This is a genomic window from Rathayibacter sp. AY1H3 (assembly GCF_002932015.1).
On sequence record NZ_PSUU01000024.1, the window covers coordinates 1 to 26,256 of the forward strand.

A 26,256-nucleotide genomic window follows, 5' to 3' on the forward strand; every position below is an offset into this window, starting at 1 on the left:
CTACGTCGACCGCTTCGTCGGCGCCGAGGGCGACCCGGACTACAACGCCGGTGCCGGACTGGGCTGGGTCGACCTCGGCCGCCGGTTCGCGGGCGAGGTGCCCGGGCCGTACACGTGGTGGTCGCAGCGCGGCCAGGCCTTCGACACCGACACCGGCTGGCGCCTCGACTACCAGCTCGCCACGCCCGCGCTCGCCGACCTCGCCCGCAGCTACGAGGTCGACCGCGCCGCCTCCTACGACACCCGCTGGTCCGACCACTCCCCCGTGGTCGTCGACTACGAGCTCTGACCCTCTCCCCCGCGAACCGACCCCTCGAGGCCACCCATGACTCCCAGCACCCCGGGCGCCAAGCCCGTCATCTTTTCCGGCATGCAGCCCTCCTCCGGGTCGCTGCACCTCGGCAACTACATCGGCGCGCTGACCCAGTGGGTCGCGATGCAGGAGGACTTCGACGCCTACTTCTGCGTCGTCGACCTGCACGCGATCACGGTCCCGCAGGACCCGCAGCAGCTCCGCGAGCGCACCCGCGCGACCGCCGCGCAGTACATCGCCGCGGGCATCGACCCCGCGCGCTCGACCCTCTTCATCCAGTCCCACGTGCCCGCTCACGCCGAGCTCGCCTGGGTCCTCAACACCCTGACCGGCTTCGGCGAGGCCAGCCGGATGACGCAGTTCAAGGACAAGTCGGCGAAGCAGGGCGCTGAGGCCGCCTCGGTGGGCCTGTTCACCTACCCGATCCTGATGGCGGCCGACATCCTGCTGTACCAGACGGACGCGGTGCCGGTCGGCGAGGACCAGCGCCAGCACCTGGAGCTCACCCGCGATCTCGCCGCGCGCTTCAACTCGCGCTTCGGCGAGACCTTCGCCGTGCCGGAGCCCCACATCGTGCGCGAGACCGCGAAGATCTTCGACCTGCAGAACCCGGGCGCCAAGATGTCGAAGTCGGCGGAGTCGGATGCGGGCCTGCTCAGCGTGCTCGACGAGCCGAAGGCGACCGCGAAGAAGATCATGCGCGCCGTGACGGACACCGAGTCGGAGGTGCGCTTCGACCGGGCGGCGAAGCCCGGCGTCTCGAACCTGCTGACGATCTACTCGGTCCTCGCCGACCGCTCCGTCGAGTCGCTGGAGCAGGAGTACGCGGGCCACGGCTACGGGGACCTCAAGAAGGGCCTCGTCGAGGTGGTCGCCGCCACCTTCGACCCGATCCGCGCGCGGACCGCGGAGCTGCTCGCCGACCCGGCCGAGCTCGACCGGGTCCTCTCCCTCGCCGCCGACCGCGCGTCCGAGACCGCGGAGCGCACGCTCGCCGCCGTCTACGACTCCGTCGGCCTCCTCCGCCGCGTCCGCTGAGGCGGCCGTGCTGCGGCTCGCGCTCTTCGACCTCGACGACACCCTCTTCGCCCATGCCCGCGCTGTGCGGGAGGGGATCGTCGCGTACGCCGCCTCGCTCGGCGCCGCCTACGCCGGCGAGCCGGCCGACGTGCAGCGCCGCTGGCACCTGCTCGAGGAGGAGCACTACCACCGCTACCTCGCGGGCGAGCTCGACTACGAGGGCCAGCGCCGGGCGCGCGCCACGGACTTCGCCGCGGAGGCCGGAGTCGGGCTGACTCCCGAGGAGGCGAGCTCCTGGTTCCGCGGGTACCTCGAGCACTACGTCGCCGCCTGGACCCTCCACGACGACGCGCTGCCCGTCCTCGACCGGCTCGACGCCGCCGGAGTCCGCCTCGGCGTCATCACCAACGGCGTGCTCGACTTCCAGCGGGGGAAGATCGAGGGCACGGGCCTCTCCGGTCGCTTCGAGCACGTGATCGCCTCCGGCGACGTCGGCGTCGCCAAGCCGGACGCGCGGATCTTCGCGATCGCCTGCGAGCGGTTCGGGGTCTCTCCGGAGGAGGCCCTCTACGTCGGCGACCGGCTCGGCACCGACGCCGTCGGAGCGGCCGCTGCGGGCCTGCGCGGCGTCTGGCTCGACCGCGTCGGCGGTCCCGAGCACGGCCGCGAGCTGCCGCCCGAGGCGGTCGAGCTGGGCGTGCGCCGGATCGGCTCCCTGGACGAGCTGGACGCGCAGCTCGGGCTGTCGGCGGACTGAGGCCCCGCCCGGTCCGGGTCTCGATAAGCCGCCTGCAGCGACTACGCGACCAGCATGCAGGTCCGAATTGCCGGGTCTCGATGAGCCGGCTGCGGCGAAGACTCGACCAGCATGGGTGTCCCCGAACCACCCCGTTGCGATACTCGTTGCGCCGTCGTCGGAACGACGAAGCGCCCCACCCGACCCGAGGGTCGGACAGGGCGCTTCACCGTGAACGGACGCACATCATTCGCTCGCCGCACGAGGCGAACGGGGAGAACGCGTGTCAGCGTTGTCCCCTAACCGGACGGAACCCGCTCCCCGAGACGCGACCACCTCGATGAGCCGACCGCGCCGCGGCAGGCAGGGACTGCCGCGGAAGGAACTACTGCACGTCCTCGTCGATCCAGTCGAAGGTCTTGGTGACGGCCTTCTTCCAGAGGCGGTACTGGCGGGCGGCCTCGTCCTGGTCCATCTGCGGGGTCCAGCGCGAGTCCTCCTGCCAGTTCTGGCGCAGGTCGTCGAGGTTCTCCCAGAAGCCGACCGCGAGACCGGCCGCGTAGGCCGCTCCGAGCGCGGTGGTCTCCGCGACGACCGGTCGGACGACCGGGACGCCGAGGATGTCGGCCTGGAACTGCATGAGCAGGTTGTTGGCGATCATTCCGCCGTCGACCTTGAGCTCCTGCAGGGGGACGCCGGAGTCGGCGTTGACCGCGTCCAGGACCTCGCGGGTCTGGAAGGCGGTCGCCTCGAGCGCGGCGCGGGCGATGTGGCCCTTGTTGACGTAGCGGGTGAGGCCGACGAGGGCTCCGCGGGCGTCGGAGCGCCAGTAGGGGGCGAACAGACCCGAGAAGGCGGGCACGAAGTACGCGCCTCCGTTGTCCTCGACCGTGGCGGCCAGCGCCTCGACCTCGGGGGCCGAGCCGATGAGGCCCAGGTTGTCGCGCAGCCACTGGATCAGCGAGCCGGAGACCGCGATCGAGCCCTCGAGCGCGTAGTGCACCTCGCCGTCGCCGAGCTTGTAGCCGATGGTGGTGAGCAGACCGTTCTTCGAGTGGACGATCTCGGTGCCCGTGTTGAAGATCAGGAAGTTGCCGGTGCCGTAGGTGTTCTTCGCCTCGCCCGGGTCGAACGCCGCCTGGCCGAAGGTCGCGGCCTGCTGGTCGCCGAGGATGCCGGCGATCGGGACCTCGCGCAGCAGCGACGAGGACTCGACGTGGCCGTAGACCTCGGAGGAGGAGCAGACCTCGGGGAGCATCGACTTCGGGACCCCGAAGGCCTCGAGGATGTCGTCGCGCCACTCGAGGGTCTCGAGGTCGAGGAACAGGGTGCGGGAGGCGTTGGTGACGTCGGTCTTGTGGACGCCGCCGTCGATGCCGCCGGTCAGGTTCCAGAGGACCCAGGTGTCCGTCGTGCCGAAGATCAGGTCGCCCGCCTCGGCCTTCTCGCGAGCACCCTCGACGTTCTCGAGGATCCAGACGATCTTGGTGCCGGAGAAGTAGGTCGCGAGCGGGAGGCCCACGATCGACTTGAAGCGGTCCGCGCCCTCATCGCCGGCGAGGCGGTCGACGATCGACTGGGTGCGGGTGTCCTGCCAGACGATGGCGTTGTAGACGGGCTTGCCGGTCGTCCTGTCCCAGACGACAGCGGTCTCGCGCTGGTTGGTGATGCCGACGGAGGCGATGTCGTGGCGGGTCAGGTCGGCGCGGGAGAGAGCCTGGCCGATCACCTCGCGGACGTTGTTCCAGATCTCGATCGGGTCGTGCTCGACCCAGCCGGCGCGCGGGAAGATCTGCTCGTGCTCCTTCTGGCCGGTGGAGACGATCGATCCCTTCTTGTCGAAGATGATCGCGCGGGACGACGTGGTCCCCTGGTCGATAGCGATGACGTAGTCAGCCATGAATGATTACTCCTTCGTAACGGGGGTGAAAGGAAGCGCGGCGGTCTAGAGGACCGGGAGCAGCACGAGCGAGGCGAGGCCCGCGAGCACTCCACCGACGATCGGGCCGGCGACGGGCACCCAGGCGTAGCTCCAGTCGCTCGAGCCCTTGCCCTTGATCGGCAGGAGAGCGTGCGCGATGCGGGGGCCGAGGTCGCGGGCGGGGTTGATGGCGTAGCCGGTCGGGCCGCCGAGGGAGGCGCCGATCGCGATCACCAGGATGGCGACGGGCAGCGCGCCGAGCGCGGCCAGACCGCCGTCGCCCTGACGTCCGCCGCCGAAGCCGATGACGACGAAGACGAGGACGAAGGTGCCGACGACCTCGGTGACGAAGTTCCAGCCGTACGAGCGGATCGCCGGGCCGGTCGAGAAGACGCCGAGCTTGTTGGCCGCGTCGGGCTCCTCGTCGAAGTGCTGCTTGTAGGCGAGCCAGCAGAAGACGGCACCGAGGATCGCACCGATCATCTGGGCGAGGATGTAGACGAGGATCGAGACGATGTTGACGGGCACGCCGGATCCGAACTCGGTCGCTCCGCTCGCGACGAGGCCCAGGGTGACCGCGGGGTTGAGGTGCGCCCCCGAGTTGTACGAGACGATCACACCGGCGAAGACCGCGAAGCCCCAGCCGATGTTGACCATGAGGGTTCCGCCGTTGAGACCCTTGCTCTTCACGAGCGCGACGTTGGCGACGACACCGCAGCCGAGGAGCACGAGCATGGCCGTTCCCACGACTTCGGCGAGGAAGACCACTCCGAGATTGTCCACGTTGACCTTTTCCTTTTCGTAAGACGGACGCGCACAGGCGTCCGCGGCGGGCTTCGATGCCCGACGGTGTGAAGTTATCGGCGCCCTGTCCTAGCGACAAGGAACGGCGCGTGCACGTTTGTGCGTTGTCACGACGGAAGCCCCGGTCGAGGTGGTCCTCGGTCCGGGGCTTCCGTCGATCCGCGCCTGATCGCCGATCAGGAGGCGGGCACGGCCGTCGGGGTCTGCACCGAGGTGCCCCCGACGTCGACGCCGTTGTACTCCTTGAGGTGCGCGATGGTCGCGTCGACCTCCGACGCGCGGGCGGCGTCGTCCCAGCCCAGCACGGCGCCCGTGTGCTCGGCGAGCTCCTCGAGGAGCTCGCGGCTCAGGCCGCCCGTGAAGGCGTGGTTGGTGCGGCGCATCACCAGGTCGATGAGGTGCACCACGCTCTCGCGCTGGGCGAGGTAGCGGATCTCACCGGTGGTGAAGTCCTTGTCGAAGTCGAGCGCCTCGTCGTGTCCGTCGGCCAGGGCCTCGATGACCTCCTGCGCGCGGGTACCGTAGCGCTCGAGCAGCTGGCCCGTGCGGGCCGAGGAGAGCCCGGAGCGGTGCTGGCTGATCCACTGCGCGCGGGACGCATCGGTGCGCGGGAAGCCCTTGCCGCCTCCGATGGGGGTCTTCACGGTGGAGACGCGACGGGTCACGCCGATCCGCTTGAAGACCTCGTTCGAGAGGTGCTCCGACAGGGCGCGGAACGTCGTCCACTTGCCGCCGACCAGGCTGAGCACGGGCGAGCCGTTGCCGGGGAGCGTCGAGGGCTCGATGCGGTAGTCGCGGGAGACGAAGCCCGGGGCCTCGTCGTCGTGGCGGGGCAGCGGGCGGATGCCGGAGAACTTGAAGACGATCTGCGAGCGGTCCACGCGGATGGCCGGGAAGACGTGGTTGACGAGCTCGAAGAAGTAGTCGATCTCCTCCTCCGTGCACACCGCCGGCTTCGTGGGGTCGGCGTCGATGTCGGTCGTGCCGACCATCACGCGGCCCTTGAGCGGGTAGATGAGGACGATGCGTCCGTCGCTGTGCTCGAAGAACATCTCGCGACCCTCGCAGGCCTCGACCAGCTCGGGGTTGTCGAGCACGATGTGCGAGCCCTTGGTGCCGCCCATGAATTTCGTGGACGTGCCGAGGGCCGTGTTGGTGAAGTCGGTCCACGGTCCGGAGACGTTGACGACGACGTCCGCCGCGAAGGTGAACTCCTCGCCGGACTCGCGGTCGCGGAGGACGACGCCCTTCTCGTCGGCGCCGACGGCCTCGACGTAGTTGGCCGCGCGGGCCTTCCTGCCGCCGATCAGCGCGTCGTGGAGCACATCGAGCGCGAGGCGCTCGGGCTCGTGCACGGAGGCGTCGAAGTAGGTGGCGGTGTACTTGATCTTCGGGTCGAGCTTGGGGAGCTCGTTCAGCGAGCGCTTGCGCCCGTGGAACTGGTGGCGCGGGACCGTGCCGCCGTCGCGGGAGAAGAAGTCGTACATCGTGAGGCCGACCTTGATCAGCAGCGCACCGCGCTCCTGCGGCTTGCCCGACTTGTGGGTCAGGAAGCGCAGCGGAGCCGCGAGGATGCCCGAGAACGTCGAGTAGATCGGGATCGTCGTCTGCAGCGGCTTCACGTAATGGGGAGCGATCTTCAGCAGGCCGTTGCGCTCGTGCACGCCCTCGTTGACGAGTCGGAACTCGCCGTTCTCGAGGTAGCGGATGCCGCCGTGGATCATGTGGCTCGAGGCGCTCGAGGCACCGGAGACGTAGTCGCCGCGCTCGACGAGGGCGACGTCGACGCCGTTGAGCGCGAGCTCGCGGAAGGTCCCGATGCCGTTGATGCCACCGCCGATGACCAGGACCGTGGCGCGGGGGTTGTCGCGGAGAGCAGCGACGCTCTCGCGCAGAGCGGAGTTTCCGGGAGTTCCGTCGGACTGTGCCACTTCGTACTCGCCTTCGTGTCGTAGGGGTGTCGTCGAGGCCTCCGCACCAGCGTGCACCGGGGAGATGACCGATTGATTTCGCGGAGGAATACAGCCATCCTTGACCCGACAACACATCCGGTCAAGACGGGTGGAAATCCGTGCAGGGAGTGCTATGACCCCGGTGAGACCGGTCGTCGAACTCGACGAGACGACCCACGCGACCCATCCCGACAAGACGCGGGACGCGCTGCGTGCGGCCCAGCTGTACTACATGCAGGATCTGACGATGGACGCGATCGCGCACGAGCTGCACACGTCGCGCTCCTCCGTCTCGCGCCTGCTCTCGCACGCCCGCGCGACAGGCCTGGTCGACATCCAGATCCGCTCCCCCCTCGACCGGGCGAGCGCCCTCTCGGCCGAGGTGCGGTCCCACTTCGACATCACGGCGCACATCGTGCCGGTGCCGGACCACACCAGCGAGATCGACCGGCTCGAGCGGGTCGCCCTGTCCGCAGCGAGGATCCTCGGGCAGTTCATCGACTCGAACATGATCGTCGGCATCGCCTGGGGCTCCACGATGAGCGCGATCAGCCGCCACCTGATCGCCAAGGAGACGCACAACACGCAGATCGTGCAGCTGAACGGCGCCGGCAACACCGAGACCACGGGCATCAACTACTCGAGCGAGATCCTCCGCCGCTTCGGTGACGCCTACGCGGCGAAGGTCCAGCAGTTCCCGGTGCCGGCGTTCTTCGACGACCCGACCACCAAGCAGGCGGTGTGGCGCGAGCGCTCCACCCGACGGGTCCTGGAGCTGCAGCAGCGGATGGACGTGGCGCTGTTCGGGCTCGGGTCGCCGTTCGCGGCGGTCCCCTCGAAGGTCTACATCGGCGGCTACCTGGAGCCGAGCGACTTCACCTCGCTCAGCGGCTCCGGGGTCGTCGGCGACGTCGCGACGGTGTTCTACCGGTCCGACGGCAGCTGGGACGACATCCCCATGAACGAACGTGCAAGCGGTCCGGACCTCTCCACGGTGCGCCGCGCGTCGCGCCGGATCTGCGTCGTCTCGGGCGCCTCGAAGCTGCCGGGCCTGCGCGGCGCCCTGGCGGCCGGTCTCATCACCGACCTCATCCTCGACGAGGGAACGGCCCGCGCCCTCATCTCGGACTGACGCCTCCCGCCCCCTCCGCGGGACGCGCTCGGGTACGCGGCACGCCGACCCAGGCGCACCGGAGCGGCGTCTCGCGGGAGCGGTCAGGACTCGCGGGCGTGCGCGTCGAGGAACTCGTAGACCTCGGCGTCGTCGATGCCGGGGAAGGTCCCCGACGGCAGCGGCGCGAGCACGTGCGCGTGCAGGCGCGCGCTCGGCCAGGCGTTGCCGTCCCAGCGCGCGGCGAGCTCCGACGGGGCGCGTCGGCAGCAGGACTCGTCGGGGCAGCGGGAGAGCTCGCGGCGGTCGGTGTCGCGGCCTCGGAAGAAGCGGGCCTCGGCGAACGGGACGCCCACGGTGATCGAGAACTCCTCGGTGGCGGTCGTGCCGGTCTGCGACGCCGACCAGAAGGTGCCCGCCGGAGTGTCGACGTACTGGTAGTACTCCGTCGTCCGGTTGGTCCGGGTGAACGCGGAGCGCGCCGACCAGTAGCGGCAGACGACCTGGCCCTCGACGGCCCCGGTGACGTCGGTCGGCAGCGGCAGCCCGTCGTTCTCGTAGGCCTTCTGGATCGAGCCGTCTCCCAGCACCCGCAGGAAGTGCATCCGGATGTCGAGGTGCGAGGTGAGCAGGTTCGTGAAGCGCAGGGCGGCGGCCTCGTGGGTGACGCCGAAGCCGTCGCGGAAGTCCTCCACCGAGATGTCCCGCTCGCGCTTCGCCTCCTGGAGGAACGCGACCGCCGGCTCCAGCGGCATCAGGCACGCGGCGGCGAAGTAGTTGATCTCGAGGCGCTGGCGGAGGAAGTCGGCGTAGGTCACCGGCCGCTCGTGCCCGAGGAGGCGGTGCGCCATCGCCTGCAGCGCCAGCGCCCGCAGGCCGTGCCCCCCGGGGATCGAGGCGGGCGGGAGGTAGATCCTGCCGTTCGCGAGGTCGATCACCGAGCGGGCGGAGTGCGGCAGGTCGCCGACGTGGATGATCTCGAAGCCGAGGTGCCGGGCCATCTTCGAGACGGAGCTGTGGGTCAGTGCTCCTCCGCGGTGCCCGACGGTCCGGAGCATCTCGCCCGCCACCTCCTCGATCTCGGGCAGGTAGGAGCTGCGCTCGCGCAGCTGGAGCCGCTGGGCGGTGTTGGCCCGGCGCGCCTCCTCCGGTGTGGCACTCGCCTCGCTCCGGCGACGGGCGAGCTCGCGGTAGACGCCGAGGAACGCCTCCAGCACGGGCGTGCTCAGCCCCTTGTTGACCTTGAACTCGGGCAGGCCGAGCGAGCGGTACAGCGACCCCTTCTGCACGCGCGCCAGCTCGATCTCGAGCGCGGCCCGCTCGCTCGGCGGCTCGTCCGAGAGCAGCGCCGCCAGCTCGACGCCGAGCGCGGCCGCGAGGCGCTGCAGGAGGGAGAGGCGCGGCTCGCGGCGCCCCGTCTCGATCAGCGAGAGCTGGCTCCCCGACACGTCGACGCGCTCGGCGAGCTGCCCGAGGGTCAGTCCGCGCCGGGTGCGGAAGTGGCGCAGGCGCTGCCCGAGCAGCACGGCGTCGGAGCCCGGGGCGGGCGTCGAGGGATCGGTCACGGCGAGCTCCAGCGATCGGTTGTGACGGAAGCGCAAAAAGGTGGTTTCTTGACCGCCTGAGCGCCGGGAATACCTCCCGATCCTCCTCCATCCTGGCTTCAGGCGCCACTGAGCGCCCCTCCCGGCCCGGCCGGCCTCTTCCCGGCTGCGGCCGGCGACTCCCCACCCCCGTCGACGACGACCACCGAAAGCGGAGCCAGCATGAGCATCTACAGCAACACCGTCCGACTCGAGCCGAGCACCATGACCGCGCCGACGTCCGTCCCCGCGCCCGTCGTGCCGCCGGCGCCCCTCGCCCTCCGCCGCTGGGTGCGCGAGACCGCCGCGATCCTCAAGCCCGACGCGATCGAGTGGAGCGACGGCTCCCCCGCGGAGTGGTACCGCCTGACCGAGCGGCTCGTCGCCTCCGGCACGCTCCTCCCGCTCAATCCGGAGTGGCGGCCCGGCTCGTTCCTGGCCCGCACCGACCCGGACGACGTCGCCCGGGTCGAGGACCGCACCTTCATCTGCACGACCGACGAGGCCGACGCGGGACCGACCAACAACTGGCGCGAGCCCGCCGCGATGAGGGCCGAGCTCGCTCCCCTCCTCGACGGAGCGATGCGCGGACGGACGATGTACGTCGTCCCGTTCTCGATGGGGCCCGTCGGTGGTCCGCTCTCGCAGCTGGGCGTCCAGGTCACCGACTCGGCCTACGCGGTGCTGAACCTGCGGATCATGGCGCGCGTGGGCTCCGAGCCGCTCGCCGCCTTCACCGAGGAGACCCCGTTCGTCCGCGGCGTGCACACCGTGGGGCTGCCCCTCCGCGACGCGGACGGCGTCACCCGCGAGGACGTCGCCTGGCCGTGCAGCCCCGTGAAGTACATCACCCAGTTCCCGGAGACGCGCGAGATCGTCTCGTACGGCTCCGGCTACGGCGGCAACGCCCTGCTGGCGAAGAAGTGCTTCGCCCTGCGCATCGCCTCGGCGATGGGGCGCGAGGAGGGCTGGCTCGCCGAGCACATGCTGCTGATCCGCATCGTCTCGCCCGAGGGACGGCGCTACCACGTCGCCGCCGCCTTCCCGAGCGCGTGCGGCAAGACCAACCTCGCGATGATGCAGCCCGCGATCCCCGGCTGGCGGGTCGAGACGCTGGGCGACGACATCACCTGGATGCGCCGCGGGGAGGATGGACGCCTCTGGGCGATGAACCCCGAGACGGGCTTCTTCGGCGTCGCTCCCGGCACCGGGGAGAGCTCGAACCCGAACGCCGTGCAGACGCTCTGGGGCAACACGATCTTCACCAACGTCGCGCTCCGCGAGGACGGCGACGTGTGGTGGGAGGGCCTGACCGACGAGGTCCCGGAGCGGCTGACCGACTGGCGCGGGCAGCCGTGGACGCCGGCGTCCGGCACGCCCGCCGCGCACCCCAACTCCCGCTTCACCGCGCCGGCCGCGCAGTGCCCGTCGCTCTCCGCCGACTGGGACGCCCACGAGGGCGTGCCGCTGGACGCGATCGTCTTCGGTGGCCGACGGGCGAGCAACGTCCCGCTGGTCACGCAGGCCACCTCGTGGCAGCACGGCGTCTTCCTGGGTGCGACCGTCGCCTCCGAGAAGACCGCGGCCGCGGAGGGCACGGTCGGGGAGCTGCGCCGCGATCCGTTCGCGATGCTCCCCTTCTGCGGCTACAACATGGCCGACTACTTCGCGCACTGGCTCGCGATCGGCGCTGAGCTCGGCGATGCGGCGCCGGCGGTGTTCCAGGTCAACTGGTTCCGGAAGGACGCGGACGGCGAGTTCCTCTGGCCCGGCTTCGGCGAGAACGCGCGGGTGCTGCAGTGGCTCGTCCGCCGCCTGGAGGGGCTGGCGGAGGCGCGGCGGAGCCCCCTCGGCGACCTGCCGGTCGTGATCGACACGCACGGGCTCCGGCTCTCCGCGGCCCAGAAGGAGGAGCTGTTCTCCGTCCCGGTGGAGGCGTGGCTGGAGGAGTGCGCGCTCACGGAGGAGTTCTTCACGCGGTTCGGCGACCGGCTGCCGCCCGAGCTGACCGCCGAGCTCCAGGCCCTGCGGCTCCGGCTCCTCGCCGAGAAGCTGCCGCTGGCGGCCTGATCCCCCTGACCGAGCCGGCTCCTGCCGGACACCCCTGTGGCCCGCGGGCGGATCATCCCCCTTTCCTCGCACCCCCGCGGGTCCACTCCCCCCTTCCGCTCCCACGTCGACGGGCACCATGACCGACCGCATCACGCTCCGCTTCCTCGCCGCCCCGCAGGACGCCACCGCCGACGGCCGCAGCGCCCAGGCCGGCCGCGTCCTCGAGTGGATCGACAAGGCCGGCTACGCCTGCGCCGTGGGCTGGAGCGGCGGCTACTGCGTGACGGCGTACGTCGGCAACGTCCACTTCACCCGGCCCATCTCGGTCGGCAACCTGATCGAGGCGACCGCCCGCGTCATCCACACCGGGCGCACGAGCATGCACGTGCTGGTGCAGGTCGCGCAGGCGGATCCGCGGACCGGCCTCTACGAGGACGCCACGCACTGCCTCCTCGTGTTCGTGGCCGTCGACGACGAGAAGAGGCCGCGGTCGGTCCTGGAGTGGCGGCCCCGCTCGATCGAGGACCTGTCCCTCGCCGAGGGCGCCGCCGCGCGCATCGAGGGCCGCCGGAGGCTGCACGACGTGATGCGCGCCCAGGAGTACACCGAGGCGGGCACCGGTCCGCGGATCGTGTTCCGCTTCCTCGCGGCGCCGGGCGACGTCAACTGGGGCGGCAACGCCCACGGCGGGATCGTGATGCGCTGGATCGACGAGGCGGCCGACGCGGTCGCGCAGCGCTGGACCGGCCGCGACGCGGTGGCCGTCTACTCCGGCGGGATCCACTTCTACCGTCCGGTGCGCATCGGGCACCTCGTCGAGGTGGAGGCGCGCCTCATCCACACGAGCGCCCGGAGCATGCACCTGGCGGTGCACGTGCGCTCCGGGGACCCGCGGACCGGCGAGCTGGAGCTGACCACGCAGTGCCGGAGCGTCTTCGTGGTGCGGGGCTCGGACGGGGCGGCCGAGCCGGTCCCGCCTCTCGAGCCGCGGACCGAGGAGGACCGGCGTCTGGACGCCCATGCGCGCGAGCTGATCCTCCTGCGCGCGGCGCTGCCGCCGCTCCCGCTCGCAGGGACGGCCGGCGCTAGGGTCGGAGCGTGAAGCTGCCGATCCTCGTCCTCAACGGCCCGAACCTGAACCTGCTCGGCACCCGCGAGCCCGAGCTCTACGGCTCGGACACCCTCGTCGACGCCGAGGCGCTGGCGGCGGAGGCGGCCGAGCGGCACGGCTTCACGGTCGAGACCTTCCAGAGCAGCTCGGAGGGCGCGATCGTCGACCGGCTGCACGCGGCTCGCGGCTCCGTCTCGGGAGTGGTGCTCAACGCCGGGGCGTACACGCACACGTCGATCGCGATCCGCGACGCCGTCCTCGCGACCGAGCTGCCGATGGTCGAGGTCCACGTGAGCAACGTGCACCGGCGCGAGCCGTTCCGGCAGCACTCCTACCTCTCGGACGTCGCGATCGCCGTGATCGTCGGCGCGGGGATCGCCGGCTACGGCTACGCGGTGGACGTGCTCGCGCGAGCGGCGGAGAAGCGATGAGCGGCCTCGGACGCTCCTTCGGCAGCGCGGTCGACGCCTACGACCGCGGGCGGCCCGGCTACCCCGACGACGCCGTCGACTGGATCGTGGGGCACGCCCCCGCGCGGGTGGCGGGCGCCTTCGTCCCGGAGCGGGCCCGCGCGGCGGGAGCCGACGCCTCCGATCGGCTGCGCGCTGTGGACCTCGGCGCGGGAACGGGCAAGTTCACCGCGTCGCTCGCGTCCCGCGGCCTCGACGTGACCGCGGTCGAGCCCGACGCGGAGATGCTCGCGCGGCTCGCCTCGAATCTGCCGGGGGTCCGCCCCGAGGAGGGGACGGCCGAGGCGATCCCCGCCGCGGACGCCTCCGCGGAGCTCGTCACCGCCGCGCAGTCGTGGCACTGGGTCGACGCCGAGCGCGCGGGAGCCGAAGTCGCCCGCGTCCTGGTGCCGGAGGGCGTGCTCGCGCTGGTGTGGAACATCCGCGACGAGTCGGTCCCCTGGGTGCGCCGGCTCGGCGAGGTCGCCGGAGCCTCCACCGCCGAGCGCTTCGAGACGCTCCGGCCGCCGCTCGGCTCCGCTCTCGAGCGGGTGGCGTTCGCGGCCTTCGAGTGGTCCTTCGAGCTGGACCGAGCCGGGGTGCGGGACATGTTCGCGTCCCGCAGCTCCGTCATCGCGATGCCCGACGAGGAGCGCGCCGCGGTCCTCGCGGCGGTCGACGCCGTGGTGGACGAGGAGTCGGGCGGGAGCGGGACCGTCGCGATGCCGTACTCGACGCGCGTGACGATCGCGCGCCGCTCCTCCTCCGCCTGACTCCGCGCCGCGCGCCGCGGACCGCCCCGCCCGCCGACTACCCTCGGAGGGCGCCGCACCGGCGCGAGCACCGAGAGCACGAGGAGAGACGCACGTGAGCATCATCGCCGCCGCAGACGGGTCCGCACTGGGCAACCCCGGCCCCGCCGGCTGGGCCTGGTACGTCGACGACGAGCGCTGGGCCGCGGGCGGCTGGTCGCACGGCACGAACAACATCGGCGAGCTCACCGCGGTGCTCGAGCTGCTGCGCGCGACCGCGCAGGAGGAGGAGCCGCTGCACATCCTCTGCGACAGCCAGTACGCCATCAAGGCCTGCACCGAGTGGCTGCCGGGCTGGAAGCGGAAGGGCTGGCGCAAGGCCGACGGCAAGCCGGTGATGAACGTCGAGATCATCAAGGCGCTCGACGAGGAGCTGCAGGGCCGAGCCGTCACCTTCGAGTGGGTGAAGGGGCACGCCAACCACCGGATGAACGAGGCCGCCGACGTCCGCGCCCGGAGCGCCGCGACCGCCTACCAGCGCCGGCAGCCCGTCGACGCCGGACCCGGATGGCCGACGGCCGCCGCCGCGCCCGCCGCGGCCGCCGCGCCCCCCGTCGAGGACTCCGCCACCCTCTTCTAGCCGCGTTCCCCCTGGGGCAGCCGCAGCAGCCCCGTCGCCACCAGCTCGCGCACCCGCGGCAGCACCGAGTCGGACACCGCCTCCTCCTCGACCTGGAGGAGCGAGGCGACCGCCGCCGCGATCGCCGCCACCGAGAGCTCGCCGTCGCAGGCGCCGACCACGGCGGCGAGCGCCGTGTCGACCTCCTCGACCCGGGCGAACCCGCCGCCCTGGCGCAGCCGCAGCACCGTCGGATCGTCGTTGCCCGGCCAGTAGTGCCGCTCCTCCGTGACGTCTCCGGCGACGACCAGGGCGAGACCCGCCAGAGCGCGATCGTCGATCGACGCGAGGGCCTCGGCCGCGTCGAGGCAGGCGGCGAGGTGGCCGCCCAGGCCCGCGGTCGCGACCGGCGTGGTGATCCGCTCGAGGCGGCGGATCGGCGGGCGGGGCTGCTCGGGCAGGCGGAGCGTGACGTAGCCGAAGCCGACGCCGGTCACCCCGCGCCGCTCGAAGTCGGTCAGCCAGGCGTCGACCAGCGCGTCGAACGCGGGGCCGCGAGTCGTGCCGCCGTCCCGGATCCAGGTCTCGGCGTAGACCGCCGGATCCTGACGCTCGCGCTCCACGACCCAGACGTCCAGAGGAGAGGCGGTCCCGCCCATCCAGGCGTCGAGCCCCTCGGGCCCCGCCTCGAGCGCCTGCTCCAGCGGGCTGCGGGCGTCGGCGAGCCAGTCCGCGATCCGGTCGAAGGCGTCCGCGCCCTCCCGGTACTCCCAGTTCCCCAGGAGCTGCGCGACACCGCCGGGCACCAGGTGCTCGGCGGCTCCGAGGATCACGCGGCGCACGATCTCGTCGCCCTCCAGCCCGCCGTCGCGGTACTCGTAGGAGGGGACGCCCTCGGCTCGCGGCGTGATGACGAACGGCGGGTTCGTGACGATGTGGTCGAAGCGCTCCCCCGCGACCGGCTCGTAGAGGCTGCCGAGGCGGAACTCGATGTTCTCGATCCCGTTGAGCGCCGCGGTGAAAGAGGCGAGCGCGAGCGCGCGCTCGGAGATGTCGGTGGCGACCACCTGCTCGGCGTGGCGGGAGGCGTGCAGCGCCTGGATCCCGCAGCCGGTCCCCAGGTCGAGCACGCGGCCGACGGGCCGCTGGATCATCAGGCCGGTCAGCGTGAGGCTCGCGCCGCCGACGCCGAGCACGTGGTCCTCGTCGAGCGCGCGGCCGAGGGCGAGCTCCCCGAGGTCGGAGGCGATCCACCAGGAGGCAGCGCCGCGCTGGTCGACCACGTCGTAGGGGCGCAGGTCGAGAGCCGCGGTGACGACGGCTCCGGCCTCGACGCGCACCAGGCCGAGCTCCACCGCCCCCTCCAGCGCGAGAGCGCCGAACGCCTCGTCCGCGTCGTCGGCCGAGACGGGATCGGCCAGGAGGAACAGGCGGGCGAGGGTGGCCAGCGCGTCGTGGTCGCCGCTGCGCTCGAGGGCGCGGCGGGCGGGGACCCGGTCGCCGCGGTGCAGCGCCTCGGCCGCTTCGTCGCCCCAGAGCCCCCGCACGGCGTCCACGCCGTAGCGGGCGCGGATCAGGTCGTCGCGCAGGAGGGCGATACGGGCTCGGTCGAACGGGTCTGCGGAGAACACCGCTCCATCCTCCTGCACACGGGTCGGCCACCGGGGCCGCCGCGGCCGTACGATCGGAGGCATGCCGCTGACCGGAGAGTACGAACCCAGCACGTCCGAGTGGGCCCGCGAGCAGGCGGAGCTCTACGAGCGGACCGGCGGAGCCGAGGGGAACCTCCTCCGCGGCCGCCCCATCATCGTCCTGACCACCGTCGGCTCGAAGAGCGGGAAGCTCCGCAAGACCGCGCTGATGCGCGTCGAGCACGAGGGCGAGTACGTGGTCGTCGCGTCCAAGGGCGGCGCGCCCGAGCACCCCGTCTGGTACGGCAACATGCTCAAGGAGCCGCACGTCGAGCTGCAGGACGGGCCCGTGAAGAAGGACTACGCCGCGAGCGTGCTCGAGGGCGATCTGCGCGCGGCCTGGTGGGAGCGCGCGGTCGCCGCGTGGCCGGACTACGCCGAGTACCAGACGAAGACCGAGCGGCAGATCCCGCTCGTGCTGCTCACTCCCTGGTCCTGAGCGCGGCGGGCGGCTCGGCCCGTCGCTGAGGCGGCCGTCCTCCGGTCGAGGTCGCGCCGCACGGCAGGCGCCTCACGTGGGCGGCGAGCCCAGCGGATCCCGTCCGGCCTCAGACCCGGGCCGCGATGAGGTCGAGCACCTTCGGGCTCGAGAGCAGCGCGAAGTGGCCGACCACCGAGACCGCGATGTTCTCGCGCGCCCCGGCGAGGCGGCTCCCTCCGGGGATGTACTGGTCGCGCATCCCGTAGATCGACGTGATGCGCGCGTCGGCCTCGCGCTCGGCCAGCAGGGTGCGGATCAGCGGGCGGTGGGGTGCGAACTCCCGGAGCGCCCGCGCCGGGGCGATCCGTGCGAGCGACGAGCCGTTGAACGGGGTCGAGACGGCGATCATGCGCTCGATCCGCCCGTCCTCGCGGTCGTCGACGACCATCATGTGCTTGCCGATCAGGCCGCCCTTGCTGTGCGCGACGACGACGACTCCGCGCAGATCGTGCTCGCGCAGGTAGTCCTGGCCGAGTCCGGCCGACGCGACGATCGGCCGCGTGTTGTAGCCGAGCGCGGGCAGCACGTGGATCGGATGGCCCGCCGCGTGCAGCCTCTCGGCGATGGGCCGGAGGAACTGCCACGTCTCGTAGATCCCGGGGATGAGCAGCACCGGAGCGCCGTCGCCGGACGCGTACCGCGACACGTCCCAGCCCTCCCGCAGGTGCACGAAGCGCGAGCCGTAGGCGTAGCGGTAGTCGCGGAGGTACGCGCGCCGCAGCGACGTCGAGCGGCGCGGGCGGGCGGAGTCACGTGCCGGCATGGGCCCGCTCCAGCTCCGCGATGTCGAGGCGGCTCATCGCGAGCATCGCCTGCAGAGCGCGCGCGGACGCCTCGGGGTCGGCGCCTCCGAGCAGACGCGGGAGGACCTCCGGCACGATCTGCCAGGACAGCCCCCAGCGGTCGCGGAGCCAGCCGCACCGGCTCTCCTCGCCGCCGTCCGCGATCAGGGCGTCCCACAGCCGGTCGAGCTCGGACTGGCCGCCGACGGTCACGACGATCGAGACGGCCTCGGTGAACGGGAACCGCGGCCCGGCGTTGATCGCCTGGAACCGCTGCCCGTCGAGCTCGAACGTCACCGACAGCACCTCGCCGGGCGACGGAGAGCCCTCCGGCAGCACCTGGCTTCCGGTGATCCGCGAGTTCGGCACCAGCTCCGTGTAGAAGCGCGCCGCCTCCCCTGCGCCGTCGTCGAACCAGAGGAAGGTGCTGACCGCGCCCATCGGAGTCTCCGTCCTGCGCGGGAGGGTCTCCGCGGCTCCCTCAGTGTGCCGCGGAGGCGCCCTCCCCGCGACGGATCACAGCGGGTTGACGCCGAACGCCGTGGCCAGCTTGTCGATCTTCTTGGCGCGGCCCAGCCGGGGCAGGTCGCTGCCGTCGCGGATGACGCGGCCGCGGGCCTCGAAGTCGTCGAGGAAGTCGCGGGCCCAGGCGACGTCGGACGGCGTCGGGCTGATGACCTCGTTGATCACGGCGAGCTGCTCGGTGTCGAGGCAGAGCTTCCCGGTGAGGCCGAGCGAGACCGTGAGCGCGGACTGCTCGCGCAGCACGGGGTGGCTGTTCGAGACGGTCGGGCCGTCGATCGGGCCGGGCAGGTCGCCGATGCGCGAGGCGACGACCAGGCGCGAGCGCGGGTAGGCCATCGCGAGGTCGTCGGCGCTGGTGCCGGTGTCGCGGCGGTAGTCGCCGCTGCCGAACGCGAGGCGGAAGGTGCCGCGGGCGCGGGCGATCGAGACCGCCTCCTCGATGCCGAGGGCGGACTCGACCAGGGCGAGCACCGGGGTGGAGCCGCCGAGGCGATCGAAGGTCTCGGTGACGTGCTCAGCGGCCTCGGTCTTGGCGAGCATGACGCCGGCGAGGCCGGGCAGGCCCTTCAGCGCGTCGACGTCGTCGGACCAGAACGGGGTGGAGTGGTCGTTGATGCGGACCCAGGCGCGCTTCTCGCCGGTCAGCCACTCCGCGACGTCGGTCCGCGCGTCGGGCTTCGCCTTGGGGTCGACCGCGTCCTCGATGTCGAGGACGATCTGGTCGGCGCGGGACGCGTGCGCGGCGTCGAACGTCTCGGTGCGGGTGGCGTTCACCAGCAGCCAGGAGCGCGCGATCTCGGGGGCGACGTCGCGCCCCTTCCGCTTCGCGATGGCGGTGGTGGTGGTCTCGGGCAACGTCACGTTCGGGTCCTCTCGGTGGCGCGGTCCTCGCTCCGCGGACGCCACCGCTCTGCGACGGCGCCGGGGACAAGGGTAGCGGCTCCCCGTCGGCGGGGCTCCGGGCACTCCGGCGTCTCTCCACTCCGGGGCTGCGACGCCCCGAGCGCTCCGGATCAGCGGCCCTCCGGACGCTCCCACAGCGTCAGCACGGTCGTCGGCACCCGGATCCGCTCGCGCGCGACGAACCCCGCCTCAGCGAGCACCGCGTCCGCCTCGCCCTCCGGCAGCGCCTGCCAGACCCGGTCCTCCCCGGCGAGCGCGGCGCGCAGCGCCTCGCCCTCCAGCAGGACGTCCGAATACGTGCCCGTCGTCCTGTACGGAGCGGCGAGGGCGACATCGTCCACGCCCGCGAACGCCTCCGGGTAGGCGGCGAGCGCCAGGCGGGGCCGGAGCGAGACCGTCCCGGAGGAGCCGAGGAGGACGGCGTCGCCCGGACGGGCCCGCTCCTCGACGGCGGCCGCCAGACCGCGGAGATCCTGCCCGGCCGGCTTCCCGGTGACCGTGCGCATCTGCACCAGGACCGGCAGGGCGGCCACCGCGATCAGGGCGAGGAGGGCGACGCCCGTCCGGGCCCTGAACGAGTCGAGCGCGAGGCCGAGGAGGACCGCGAGAGCGGGCGTGCTCGACGCGAGGTAGCGCGGAGTGAACATCGGCTCGACGAGGAGGGTCCCGAGCACCAGCACCGCCGTCGGCAGCACGATCCAGAGGACGAGGGCCGGCAGGAGCGGCCCGCGCATGCCGCCCCGCACCGCGGCGACCGCGAGGAGCGCGACGGCGATCCCGGCCAGCCACCACGCGGATCCGAAGAACGGCTCGACCAGGACGGTGAACGCGGTCACCGGCTGCGAGCGGAGCCAGCCGACCTGGCCGCTCTGCCCGGCGGCGAGGAGCAGCACCGGCACGGCGCCCAGTGCAGAGAGGGCGCTCGCCGGGAGAGCCCGCACGGCACCCCGGGGCGCCGCGGCCGCGGCGAGCGCGACGAGAGCCGGCAGCACCAGCACGGAGTAGAGGAACACCGCGTCCGCCAGACCCGCGACGGCCGCGAACGCGATCCAGCGCAGGGCTCCTCCGGAGCGGGCCGCCCGCACGACGAGGACCGCCGCTCCCACCACGAGCGCGGTGGCCAGAGCGGAGGATCGCGCCTCGGTCCCCGAGAACGAGGACCGCGGGAGCAGCACGAGCACCGCGGCGGCGAGGAGTGCCGCCCGGGGCCGGTCGAACGATCGCAGCAGGACGACGACGCCCGCCGCCGCCGCTCCCGTGGCGAGAGCGGACGGCGCCCGCACCGCGAGCTCCGACTCCCCGGCGATCGCGATCCAGCCGTGCATCATCAGGCCGTAGACCAGGTGCACCGCGTCCTTCTCCTGCACGAAGGCGAGGAGCTCCCCCACCGGGAGCCGCGCCAGGCGGAGGGTCGCGGCCTCGTCGTTCCAGTAGGAGGGGATCCAGGAGCCGACGAGGGTCAGCGCGGTGGCGAGGGCGAGGACCGCGCTCGCGGGCAGGGTCCGGAGCGCGCGCATCCCGCCAGCGTAGAGGCCGGGCTCAGCGCGCCGAGCGCTCGGCGAGACCCTTCGCGTACGCGGCCTGGCCGACGTGCTGCGTGTCGTCGTCGATCACCGAGACCAGCCGCACCCCGAGGGTCACCGGCGGATCCCACTGCTCGTCGACGACGCGCTCGAGGTCCTCGTCGCCGAGCGTGTCGAGGAGGGCGAGCGTCTGCCGGTGCACGGCGTCGGCGTACTCCGCGAGCAGCGCGGCCGGCACCGCGGCGAGCGCCGCCACCTCGGCCGGCTCCTGCCCGTAGCCGGTCTCGTCGGGCCCGAAGGGCAGGCCGGACCGGCCGTGGAAGCCGTCGGCCGTCCACACCTGCTCGTGGCCGGCGAGCGGGGCGAGGTGGTCGTCCTGCACCCGGACGAGATGCCAGACGAGCCAGGCGGGCGAGTTCGAGCGGGCGTCCGCGCGGAACGCGAGCTGATCGGGGGTGCTGTCGTCGAGGACGGCGTGCACGTTCTCGTGCACCCGGCCGAAGGCGTCGCGGAGGAGGTCGATGGCTGCGCTCATGCCGCCAGCCTGCCGCTCCCGCGCCCGGTGCGGCACCCCCTCCGCGCGCCTCGGAGGAAGTGCGGAGGCGGGTGCCCGATACTCGGCCCGTGACCTCCGGATCCTCGAACCTGGCGACGAAGCCGTGGCTGACCTCCTACGCGGAGGGCGTGCCCGCCGAGATCGACCCTCCCACCCAGACCCTCGTCGACCTGCTCGAGGACTCGGTCGCGCGGTACCGCCGCGGCACCGCCCTCGAGTTCTTCGGCGCCGAGACCAGCTACGCCGAGCTCGGCGAGCAGGTCGCGCGCGCGGCGGAGGGCCTGCGGCGCCTGGGCGTGCGCGCCGGCGACCGCGTCGCGCTGGTGCTCCCGAACTGCCCGGAGCACGTGGTGGCGTTCTACGCCGCTCTCCGCCTCGGAGCGATCGTGGTCGAGCACAACCCGCTCTACACGCCGCGCGAGCTGCGGCGGCAGTTCGAGGACCACGGCGCCCGGTTCGCGGTCGTCTGGGACAAGATCGCCGACGTCGTCGCGACCATGCCCGCCGACCTGGGCATCGAGCGCGTCGTCTCCGTCGACCTCACCCGCTCCTTCCCGCTCGGCAAGCGCCTGGCGCTCCGGCTCCCCCTGCCGTCGGTGCGCCGGTCACGCGAGAAGCTGACCGCGACCCCCCGCAGCCGCTCCCTGGTGCCCTTCGCGTCGCTGCTGAAGAACCGCCGCATCGCGCGCTCGCACCCCCGCCCGGTCCTCGGCGACACGGCCCTGCTGCAGTACACGAGCGGCACCACCGGCACGCCCAAGGGCGCGATCCTCTCGCACGCGAACCTCCGCGCGAACGCCCTGCAGGGCCGCGCCTGGGTGCCGGGCCTGCGCGAGGGCGACGAGACGTTCTACGCGGTGCTCCCTCTGTTCCACGCCTACGGGCTGACGCTGTGCCTGACCTTCGCGATCAGCATCGGCGCGAAGGTCGTGCTGTTCCCGACCTTCGACGTCGGCCTCGTGAAGGCGGCCGCGAAGTCGTCGCCGCCCACCTTCCTCCCCGCGGTGCCGCCCGTGTACGACGCGCTGGCCCGCGCCTCCGAGCGCCACGAGCTCGACCTGCGCGGCATCCGCTTCGCGATCTCGGGAGCGATGAGCCTGCCGGTCGCGACGGTGGACCGGTGGGAGCGCGCGAGCCGGGGACTCCTGGTCGAGGGCTACGGCATGACCGAGAGCTCGCCTGTCGCCCTCGGGAACCCGGTCGGCCCGACCCGCCGGCCCGGCACGGTGGGCGTGCCGTTCCCCAGCACGACGATCCGCCTCGTCGACCCCGCCGATCCGTCGGTCGACCGCGGCCCGGGCGAGTCCGGCGAGCTCCTGCTCCGGGGGCCGCAGGTGTTCCAGGGGTACTGGAAGCGGCCGGAGGAGACGGCCGAGGCCCTCCTCCCCGGCGGCTGGCTGCGCACGGGCGACATCGCGACCGTCTCGGCCGACGGCTTCGTGACGATCGTCGACCGGGCCAAGGAGCTCATCATCACCGGCGGCTTCAACGTCTCCCCCTCCGAGGTCGAGGGAGTGCTGGAGTCGCACCCGGACGTGACGCGCGCGGCCGTCGTCGGGCTCCCCCGCGAGGACGGCGGCGAGAGCGTCGCGGCGGCCGTGGTCCTGCGGGCCGGGACGGCCGTGGATCCGGAGGCGCTGCGCGACTTCTGCCGGCTGCACCTGACGCCCTACAAGGTGCCCAGGCGGATCGTCCCGGTGGACGAGCTGCCGACCTCGCTGATCGGCAAGGTGCTGCGCCGCCAGGTGCGCGAGAGTCTGCTGGACTGAGGCGACCGGAGCGGGCGGTGGCCCGCGAGGAGGAGGACGACATGGCGAGGATCGTGCAGTACGAGCGGATCGGCGGGCCCGAGGTGCTCGAGACCGTCGAGGCGCCGGAGCCCGAGGCGGGGCCCGGCACCGTGGTGGTCGCCGTCCGCGCGGCCGGCGTGAACCCGATCGAGTGGAAGGTGCGCTCCGGCCTGCGCCCGAGCCCGCCGTTCGACGGTCCGCGGAGGCTCGGGTCGGACGGCTCCGGCGTGGTCTCCGCCGTCGGTCCGGGAGTGACCGGTTGGAGCGTCGGCGACCGGGTCATCGTCAGCGGCGCCACCGGCACCTACGCGACCGCCGTCGCGGTCTCCCCCGACTCCCTCGATCCGCTCCCCGACGGACTCGGCTTCGAGGAGGCGGCCGCGCTCGGCATCCCGGTCTCCACCGCCTACCAGGCGGTGGTCTCGCTCGGCGTCGCGGAGGGATCGACGTTCGTCGTCCACGCGGGCGCCGGAGCGGTCGGCCGGGCGGCGATCCAGTTCGCCGTCGACCGCGGAGCCCGGGTGATCGCCACGGCGAGCCCGGCGAATCACGAGGCGCTGCGCGCGCTCGGAGCGGTGCCGGTCGCCTACGGGCCCGGACTGCTCGAGCGGCTGCGTGCCGCGGCGCCCGAGGGCGTCGACCGCGTGCTCGACGCGGCCGGGACGGACGAGGCGCTCGCCGCCTCGCTCGCGCTGGTGGAGGATCCGCAGCACGTCGGAACGGTGGTCGCCGGTCCTCGGGCGGCCGAGCTGGGCATCCGGGCGTGGAGCGGCGGCAGTCCCGTGCCGCTGACCGAGGAGGAGCAGCGCCTCCGCCGCGAGGGGGTGCCGCTGGCCGCCCGGCTGGCGAGCGAGGGGCGCTTCGCGGTCGCGACAGGTCCGCGCCTCCCGCTCGAGCAGGCCGCAGAGGCGCACCGGCTCAGCGAGGACGGCCACGTCCGCGGGAAGATCCTTCTCGTTCCCTGAGCCGGGCCGGCTCCCGGCATCCGTCTCCCCGCCGCTTCCCCCGCTCTCACCGTCGAGAAGGAGTCCCCGTGTCCACTGACGACACCACCCCCGTGATCCTGGGGGGCGCCCGCACCCCGTTCGCCCGCTTCTCCGGGGCCTTCGCGCCGCTCTCGGGCGTCGAGCTCGGCGCCGCTGCCATCCGAGGGGCTCTCGAGCGCTCGGGCGCCTCCGCGGCCGACGTCGACGCGGTCGTGCTCGGCCAGGTGATCCAGGCCGGAGCCGGTCAGGGCCCCGCCCGGCAGGCCGCGGTCCTCGCGGGCCTGGGCTGGGACGTCCCGGCGGTCACGATCAACAAGCTCTGCCTGTCGGGTCTCACCGCGGTGATCGACGCGGCGCGGATGATCCGGCTCGGCGAGGCGCAGGTGGTCGTCGCCGGAGGGCAGGAGTCGATGACCAACGCGCCGCACCTCCTGCTCGGATCCCGCTCGGGCCTGGGTGTCGGTCCGCGTCCGCTCGAGGACGCACTCCTCCACGACGGCCTGCTCGATCCGTTCGACCGCCGCCTGATGGGGAGGGTGACCGACGACGGCAACGCCGCACGGGGCATCCGCCGCGAGCGCCAGGACGCCTTCGCCGCGCTCTCGCACCAGCGGGCCGCCGCGGCACGGTCCACCGGCGTGCTCGCCGAGGAGATCGTGCCGGTCGCGGTGCCGCAGCGGCGCGGACCGGACCTCGTCGTGTCCGCCGACGACGGGATCCGGGAGGACAGCACGGTCGAGACGCTCGCCCGGCTGGCCCCCGCGTTCTCGCCCGAGGGCACGATCACCGCGGGCAGCTCGTCCCCGATCACGGACGGCGCCGCCGCGCTGGTCGTCGTGTCCCGCGGCTGGGCCCGCGAGCGCGGACTGCCCTGGCTCGCGACCGTTGCCGAGCACGGGCAGGTCGCCGGACCGGACAACTCCCTGCATTCACAGCCGTCGGCGGCGATCCTCCGGGCGCTCGGCCGCCGCGGTGCAGCGGTGTCCGACCTGGACCTGATCGAGATCAACGAGGCGTTCGCCTCCGTCGTCCTCCAGTCGGCGGACGATCTCGGCGTCGAGCCCGAGGAGGTCAACCTCGACGGCGGGGCGATCGCGCTCGGCCACCCGGTGGGCGCCTCCGGAGCACGGCTGGCCCTGCACCTGGCGCTGGCCCTCCGTCGCCGAGGCGGCGGGCTCGGCGTCGCCGCGCTCTGCGGCGGAGGCGGCCAGGGCGAGGCGCTGATCCTCGAGGGCTGACCGGCGGTCCGCCCCCAGGAGCGCGTCGGCGCCTCCGGCTACGCTCGCGGGATGAGCATCCTGAGCGCCGACGGCCTCGCCTTCGTCACCGAGCGCCACCTGGCCACCCTCTCCACCCCCGGCCGCCAGGGCCGCCTGCACGTGGTCGCCGTGGGCTTCACCTACGAGGACGGCGTCGTCCGCGTCATCACCTCCCGCGAGAGCCAGAAGGTGCTCAACGTCCGGCGGGGCGGCACCGCGACGGTCGGGCAGGTCGACGGCATCCGGTGGCTGAGCCTGGGCGGTCCGGCGACGATCGAGGAGGAGCCGGACGCCGTGCAGCACGCCGTCGAGCTCTACTCCCAGCGCTACCGCACCCCGCGCCCGAACCCCCTCCGCGTCGCTATCCGCATCGACGTCGACTTCGCCCTCGCCTCCTCCGGCCTGCGCGCGGAGTAGCCGGGTGGCCCGCGGCGACGCGCTGGGCGGGGGCGGTGCCGTCTCCTCCCTCCGCACCTACCGCTACGTCCGCCTCTCCCTGGTGGCGGCCGTGGTGCTCCTCACGGCCGGCCTCGTCCACCAGCTCGTCGTCGGAGGCCCGCTGCGCTCGATCAGCGCCTCGTACTACACCCCGGTCCGCTCCCTCTTCACCGGGGCGCTCTTCGCGGTCGGCGTCGCGCTGGTCGTCCTCGCCGGGAGGAGCGTGCGGCGCTTCCTCCTGCTGCTGGCGGGCATGACGGCGCCGGTCATCGCGATCGTGCCGGTGCCCCTCGCCTCGGAGGAGCTGCAGCGCCTCCAGGGAGCGGTGTGCCCGGCGGGAGGGGCGTCGTGCCTTCCCACGACGGCCGCGGGTGAGGTCGCCGCCTCCCTGCCCGCCTACCTGGTCACGGCCGCGGCCGTCCTCGTCGCCTCCGTGATCCTGCTCGCCCTCGACCGGGTCCTCGACCGCTGGGCGCTCGTCCGCACCGCGATCGCCGCCGCCCTCCTGATCTTCCTGGCGGCCTGGAGCACGCTCCCGTCGTTCCTGCGGCTCGGCCACTACGCCGCCGCCGGCGTCTTCTTCCTCCTCATCGCCGTCACCGCCGGTCTGCACGCCGTCGCGGTGCGCGAGGAGGGAGCGAGCGGGCCGGGGACGCCGCGCTTCTACTCCCGCTGCTACGCCGTTCTCGCGGTGCTGATCGCCGCGGTCGATGCGGCGCTGGTGCTCCTGCTGCTCACGGGGCGGGGAGCGGAGCTACTCGGCGAGCAGTGGCTCCTGCTCGGCGAGGCCGTCGCGCTCGCCCTCTTCGGGGTCTTCTGGGTGCTGCAGACCGTCGAGAACTGGGATCGTCCCGACGTGCTGCTCGTCGCGCGGGGCTGAGGGGGCCGGTGGCGGCCCC

The 26,256-nt window shown here is 73.0% G+C and carries 24 protein-coding genes and 1 pseudogene; 15 read left to right on the top strand and 10 right to left on the bottom strand.

Going from position 1 to position 26,256, the window contains the following annotated elements; genetic code table 11:
• The 3 genes and pseudogenes from C5C33_RS10620 to C5C33_RS10630 form a co-directional block, all read left to right on the top strand.
• Window positions 1-289 (top strand): annotated as a pseudogene (locus tag C5C33_RS10620) (exodeoxyribonuclease III); the annotation flags it as partial.
• A 36-nt stretch (window positions 290-325) separates the two neighbouring features.
• Window positions 326-1,351 (top strand): tryptophan--tRNA ligase, encoded by a 1,026-nt coding sequence (gene trpS / locus C5C33_RS10625; protein ID WP_104261092.1) that lies wholly within the window; start codon window positions 326-328, stop codon window positions 1,349-1,351.
• A 7-nt stretch (window positions 1,352-1,358) separates the two neighbouring features.
• Entirely contained in the window at window positions 1,359-2,090 is a 732-nt protein-coding gene (locus C5C33_RS10630; protein ID WP_104261093.1) for an HAD family hydrolase, read from the top strand.
• 364 nt (window positions 2,091-2,454) lie between these two features.
• On the opposite strand, the gene glpK is transcribed toward C5C33_RS10630, so the two are convergent.
• From glpK to C5C33_RS10645, 3 genes are all read right to left on the bottom strand, one after another.
• On the bottom strand, window positions 2,455-3,969 hold the full coding sequence (gene glpK, locus C5C33_RS10635; RefSeq protein ID WP_104226427.1) for a glycerol kinase GlpK: 1,515 nt from the start codon (window positions 3,967-3,969) through the stop codon (window positions 2,455-2,457).
• Between the two features lie 45 nt (window positions 3,970-4,014).
• Window positions 4,015-4,725, bottom strand: a complete 711-nt coding sequence (locus tag C5C33_RS10640; RefSeq protein ID WP_374953823.1) for an MIP/aquaporin family protein — start codon at window positions 4,723-4,725, stop codon at window positions 4,015-4,017.
• 245 nt (window positions 4,726-4,970) lie between these two features.
• Window positions 4,971-6,725 carry a glycerol-3-phosphate dehydrogenase/oxidase gene (locus C5C33_RS10645; protein ID WP_258061232.1) on the bottom strand — a complete coding sequence of 585 codons (1,755 nt, stop codon included), beginning with the start codon at window positions 6,723-6,725 and terminating at the stop codon, window positions 4,971-4,973.
• 154 nt (window positions 6,726-6,879) lie between these two features.
• Here C5C33_RS10645 and C5C33_RS10650 point away from each other — a divergent pair, with 154 nt between their 5' ends.
• Window positions 6,880-7,878: a sugar-binding transcriptional regulator gene (locus tag C5C33_RS10650; protein ID WP_104223198.1), complete on the top strand. Its 999-nt coding sequence runs from the start codon at window positions 6,880-6,882 to the stop codon at window positions 7,876-7,878.
• An 83-nt stretch (window positions 7,879-7,961) separates the two neighbouring features.
• On the opposite strand, the gene C5C33_RS10655 is transcribed toward C5C33_RS10650, so the two are convergent.
• On the bottom strand, window positions 7,962-9,422 hold the full coding sequence (locus C5C33_RS10655; protein WP_104223199.1) for a helix-turn-helix domain-containing protein: 1,461 nt from the start codon (window positions 9,420-9,422) through the stop codon (window positions 7,962-7,964).
• A 243-nt stretch (window positions 9,423-9,665) separates the two neighbouring features.
• On the opposite strand from C5C33_RS10655, the gene C5C33_RS10660 reads away from it, so the two are divergent.
• The 5 genes from C5C33_RS10660 (at window position 9,666) to C5C33_RS10680 (ending at window position 14,444) form a co-directional block, all read left to right on the top strand.
• The gene (locus C5C33_RS10660; RefSeq protein ID WP_104261113.1) at window positions 9,666-11,510 is read left to right on the top strand and encodes a phosphoenolpyruvate carboxykinase (GTP); all 1,845 of its coding nucleotides are present in this window, start codon (window positions 9,666-9,668) and stop codon (window positions 11,508-11,510) included.
• A 118-nt stretch (window positions 11,511-11,628) separates the two neighbouring features.
• Window positions 11,629-12,594, top strand: coding sequence for an acyl-CoA thioesterase (locus tag C5C33_RS10665; RefSeq protein ID WP_104261095.1), 966 nt, complete (start codon window positions 11,629-11,631; stop codon window positions 12,592-12,594).
• Window positions 12,591-13,034, top strand: a complete 444-nt coding sequence (aroQ, locus tag C5C33_RS10670) for a type II 3-dehydroquinate dehydratase (protein WP_104226430.1) — start codon at window positions 12,591-12,593, stop codon at window positions 13,032-13,034. The genes C5C33_RS10665 and aroQ overlap by 4 nt, the downstream gene beginning before the upstream one ends.
• Entirely contained in the window at window positions 13,031-13,825 is a 795-nt protein-coding gene (locus C5C33_RS10675) for a class I SAM-dependent methyltransferase (RefSeq protein ID WP_104261096.1), read from the top strand. Before aroQ ends, C5C33_RS10675 begins: the two co-directional genes overlap by 4 nt.
• Window positions 13,826-13,919: 94 nt before the next feature.
• Entirely contained in the window at window positions 13,920-14,444 is a 525-nt protein-coding gene (locus C5C33_RS10680; RefSeq protein ID WP_104223203.1) for a ribonuclease H, read from the top strand.
• On the opposite strand, the gene C5C33_RS10685 is transcribed toward C5C33_RS10680, so the two are convergent.
• On the bottom strand, window positions 14,441-16,054 hold the full coding sequence (locus C5C33_RS10685) for a methyltransferase (RefSeq protein WP_258062581.1): 1,614 nt from the start codon (window positions 16,052-16,054) through the stop codon (window positions 14,441-14,443). The genes C5C33_RS10680 and C5C33_RS10685 overlap by 4 nt on opposite strands.
• Window positions 16,055-16,115: 61 nt before the next feature.
• On the opposite strand from C5C33_RS10685, the gene C5C33_RS10690 reads away from it, so the two are divergent.
• On the top strand, window positions 16,116-16,553 hold the full coding sequence (locus C5C33_RS10690) for a nitroreductase family deazaflavin-dependent oxidoreductase (protein WP_104223205.1): 438 nt from the start codon (window positions 16,116-16,118) through the stop codon (window positions 16,551-16,553).
• 109 nt (window positions 16,554-16,662) lie between these two features.
• Here the strand turns inward: C5C33_RS10690 and C5C33_RS10695 are convergent, their stop codons facing one another.
• The 5 genes from C5C33_RS10695 to C5C33_RS10715 all read right to left on the bottom strand — a co-directional run bounded on the left by C5C33_RS10695 (window position 16,663) and on the right by C5C33_RS10715 (window position 20,863).
• Window positions 16,663-17,358, bottom strand: coding sequence for a triacylglycerol lipase (locus tag C5C33_RS10695; RefSeq protein WP_104223206.1), 696 nt, complete (start codon window positions 17,356-17,358; stop codon window positions 16,663-16,665).
• Window positions 17,345-17,818: a VOC family protein gene (locus C5C33_RS10700; protein ID WP_104246703.1), complete on the bottom strand. Its 474-nt coding sequence runs from the start codon at window positions 17,816-17,818 to the stop codon at window positions 17,345-17,347. The genes C5C33_RS10695 and C5C33_RS10700 overlap by 14 nt, the downstream gene beginning before the upstream one ends.
• Window positions 17,819-17,893: 75 nt before the next feature.
• Window positions 17,894-18,757, bottom strand: coding sequence for a CoA ester lyase (locus C5C33_RS10705; protein ID WP_208543400.1), 864 nt, complete (start codon window positions 18,755-18,757; stop codon window positions 17,894-17,896).
• A gap of 158 nt (window positions 18,758-18,915) precedes the next feature.
• The gene (locus C5C33_RS10710) at window positions 18,916-20,322 is read right to left on the bottom strand and encodes a glycosyltransferase family 39 protein (protein ID WP_104261097.1); all 1,407 of its coding nucleotides are present in this window, start codon (window positions 20,320-20,322) and stop codon (window positions 18,916-18,918) included.
• A gap of 22 nt (window positions 20,323-20,344) precedes the next feature.
• Window positions 20,345-20,863 (bottom strand): DinB family protein, encoded by a 519-nt coding sequence (locus C5C33_RS10715; RefSeq protein WP_104223209.1) that lies wholly within the window; start codon window positions 20,861-20,863, stop codon window positions 20,345-20,347.
• An 89-nt stretch (window positions 20,864-20,952) separates the two neighbouring features.
• Here C5C33_RS10715 and C5C33_RS10720 point away from each other — a divergent pair, with 89 nt between their 5' ends.
• The 5 genes from C5C33_RS10720 (at window position 20,953) to C5C33_RS10740 (ending at window position 26,237) form a co-directional block, all read left to right on the top strand.
• Window positions 20,953-22,653, top strand: a complete 1,701-nt coding sequence (locus tag C5C33_RS10720) for a long-chain-fatty-acid--CoA ligase (RefSeq protein ID WP_104223210.1) — start codon at window positions 20,953-20,955, stop codon at window positions 22,651-22,653.
• 41 nt (window positions 22,654-22,694) lie between these two features.
• Complete coding sequence (locus tag C5C33_RS10725) at window positions 22,695-23,639, top strand: NADP-dependent oxidoreductase (protein WP_104261114.1); 945 nt, start codon at window positions 22,695-22,697, stop codon at window positions 23,637-23,639.
• Between the two features lie 68 nt (window positions 23,640-23,707).
• Window positions 23,708-24,898 (top strand): acetyl-CoA C-acyltransferase, encoded by a 1,191-nt coding sequence (locus C5C33_RS10730; RefSeq protein WP_104261098.1) that lies wholly within the window; start codon window positions 23,708-23,710, stop codon window positions 24,896-24,898.
• Between the two features lie 51 nt (window positions 24,899-24,949).
• Entirely contained in the window at window positions 24,950-25,336 is a 387-nt protein-coding gene (locus C5C33_RS10735) for a pyridoxamine 5'-phosphate oxidase family protein (protein WP_104223212.1), read from the top strand.
• A 4-nt stretch (window positions 25,337-25,340) separates the two neighbouring features.
• Window positions 25,341-26,237 carry a hypothetical protein gene (locus tag C5C33_RS10740; RefSeq protein WP_104261099.1) on the top strand — a complete coding sequence of 299 codons (897 nt, stop codon included), beginning with the start codon at window positions 25,341-25,343 and terminating at the stop codon, window positions 26,235-26,237.
• Window positions 26,238-26,256: the final 19 nt, after the last annotated feature.

Coding starts and splice junctions, on each gene's coding strand:
- C5C33_RS10650 (WP_104223198.1), top strand. CDS start 6,880: ATGACCCCGGTGAGACCGGTCGTCGAACTCGACGAGACGACCCACGCG.
- C5C33_RS10735 (WP_104223212.1), top strand. CDS start 24,950: ATGAGCATCCTGAGCGCCGACGGCCTCGCCTTCGTCACCGAGCGCCAC.
- C5C33_RS10715 (WP_104223209.1), bottom strand. CDS start 20,863: ATGAGCGCAGCCATCGACCTCCTCCGCGACGCCTTCGGCCGGGTGCAC.
- C5C33_RS10690 (WP_104223205.1), top strand. CDS start 16,116: ATGCCGCTGACCGGAGAGTACGAACCCAGCACGTCCGAGTGGGCCCGC.
- C5C33_RS10640 (WP_374953823.1), bottom strand. CDS start 4,725: ATGCTCGTGCTCCTCGGCTGCGGTGTCGTCGCCAACGTCGCGCTCGTG.
- C5C33_RS10660 (WP_104261113.1), top strand. CDS start 9,666: ATGACCGCGCCGACGTCCGTCCCCGCGCCCGTCGTGCCGCCGGCGCCC.
- C5C33_RS10695 (WP_104223206.1), bottom strand. CDS start 17,358: ATGCCGGCACGTGACTCCGCCCGCCCGCGCCGCTCGACGTCGCTGCGG.
- C5C33_RS10710 (WP_104261097.1), bottom strand. CDS start 20,322: ATGCGCGCGCTCCGGACCCTGCCCGCGAGCGCGGTCCTCGCCCTCGCC.
- C5C33_RS10700 (WP_104246703.1), bottom strand. CDS start 17,818: ATGGGCGCGGTCAGCACCTTCCTCTGGTTCGACGACGGCGCAGGGGAG.
- C5C33_RS10725 (WP_104261114.1), top strand. CDS start 22,695: ATGGCGAGGATCGTGCAGTACGAGCGGATCGGCGGGCCCGAGGTGCTC.
- glpK (WP_104226427.1), bottom strand. CDS start 3,969: ATGGCTGACTACGTCATCGCTATCGACCAGGGGACCACGTCGTCCCGC.
- C5C33_RS10665 (WP_104261095.1), top strand. CDS start 11,629: ATGACCGACCGCATCACGCTCCGCTTCCTCGCCGCCCCGCAGGACGCC.
- trpS (WP_104261092.1), top strand. CDS start 326: ATGACTCCCAGCACCCCGGGCGCCAAGCCCGTCATCTTTTCCGGCATG.
- C5C33_RS10675 (WP_104261096.1), top strand. CDS start 13,031: ATGAGCGGCCTCGGACGCTCCTTCGGCAGCGCGGTCGACGCCTACGAC.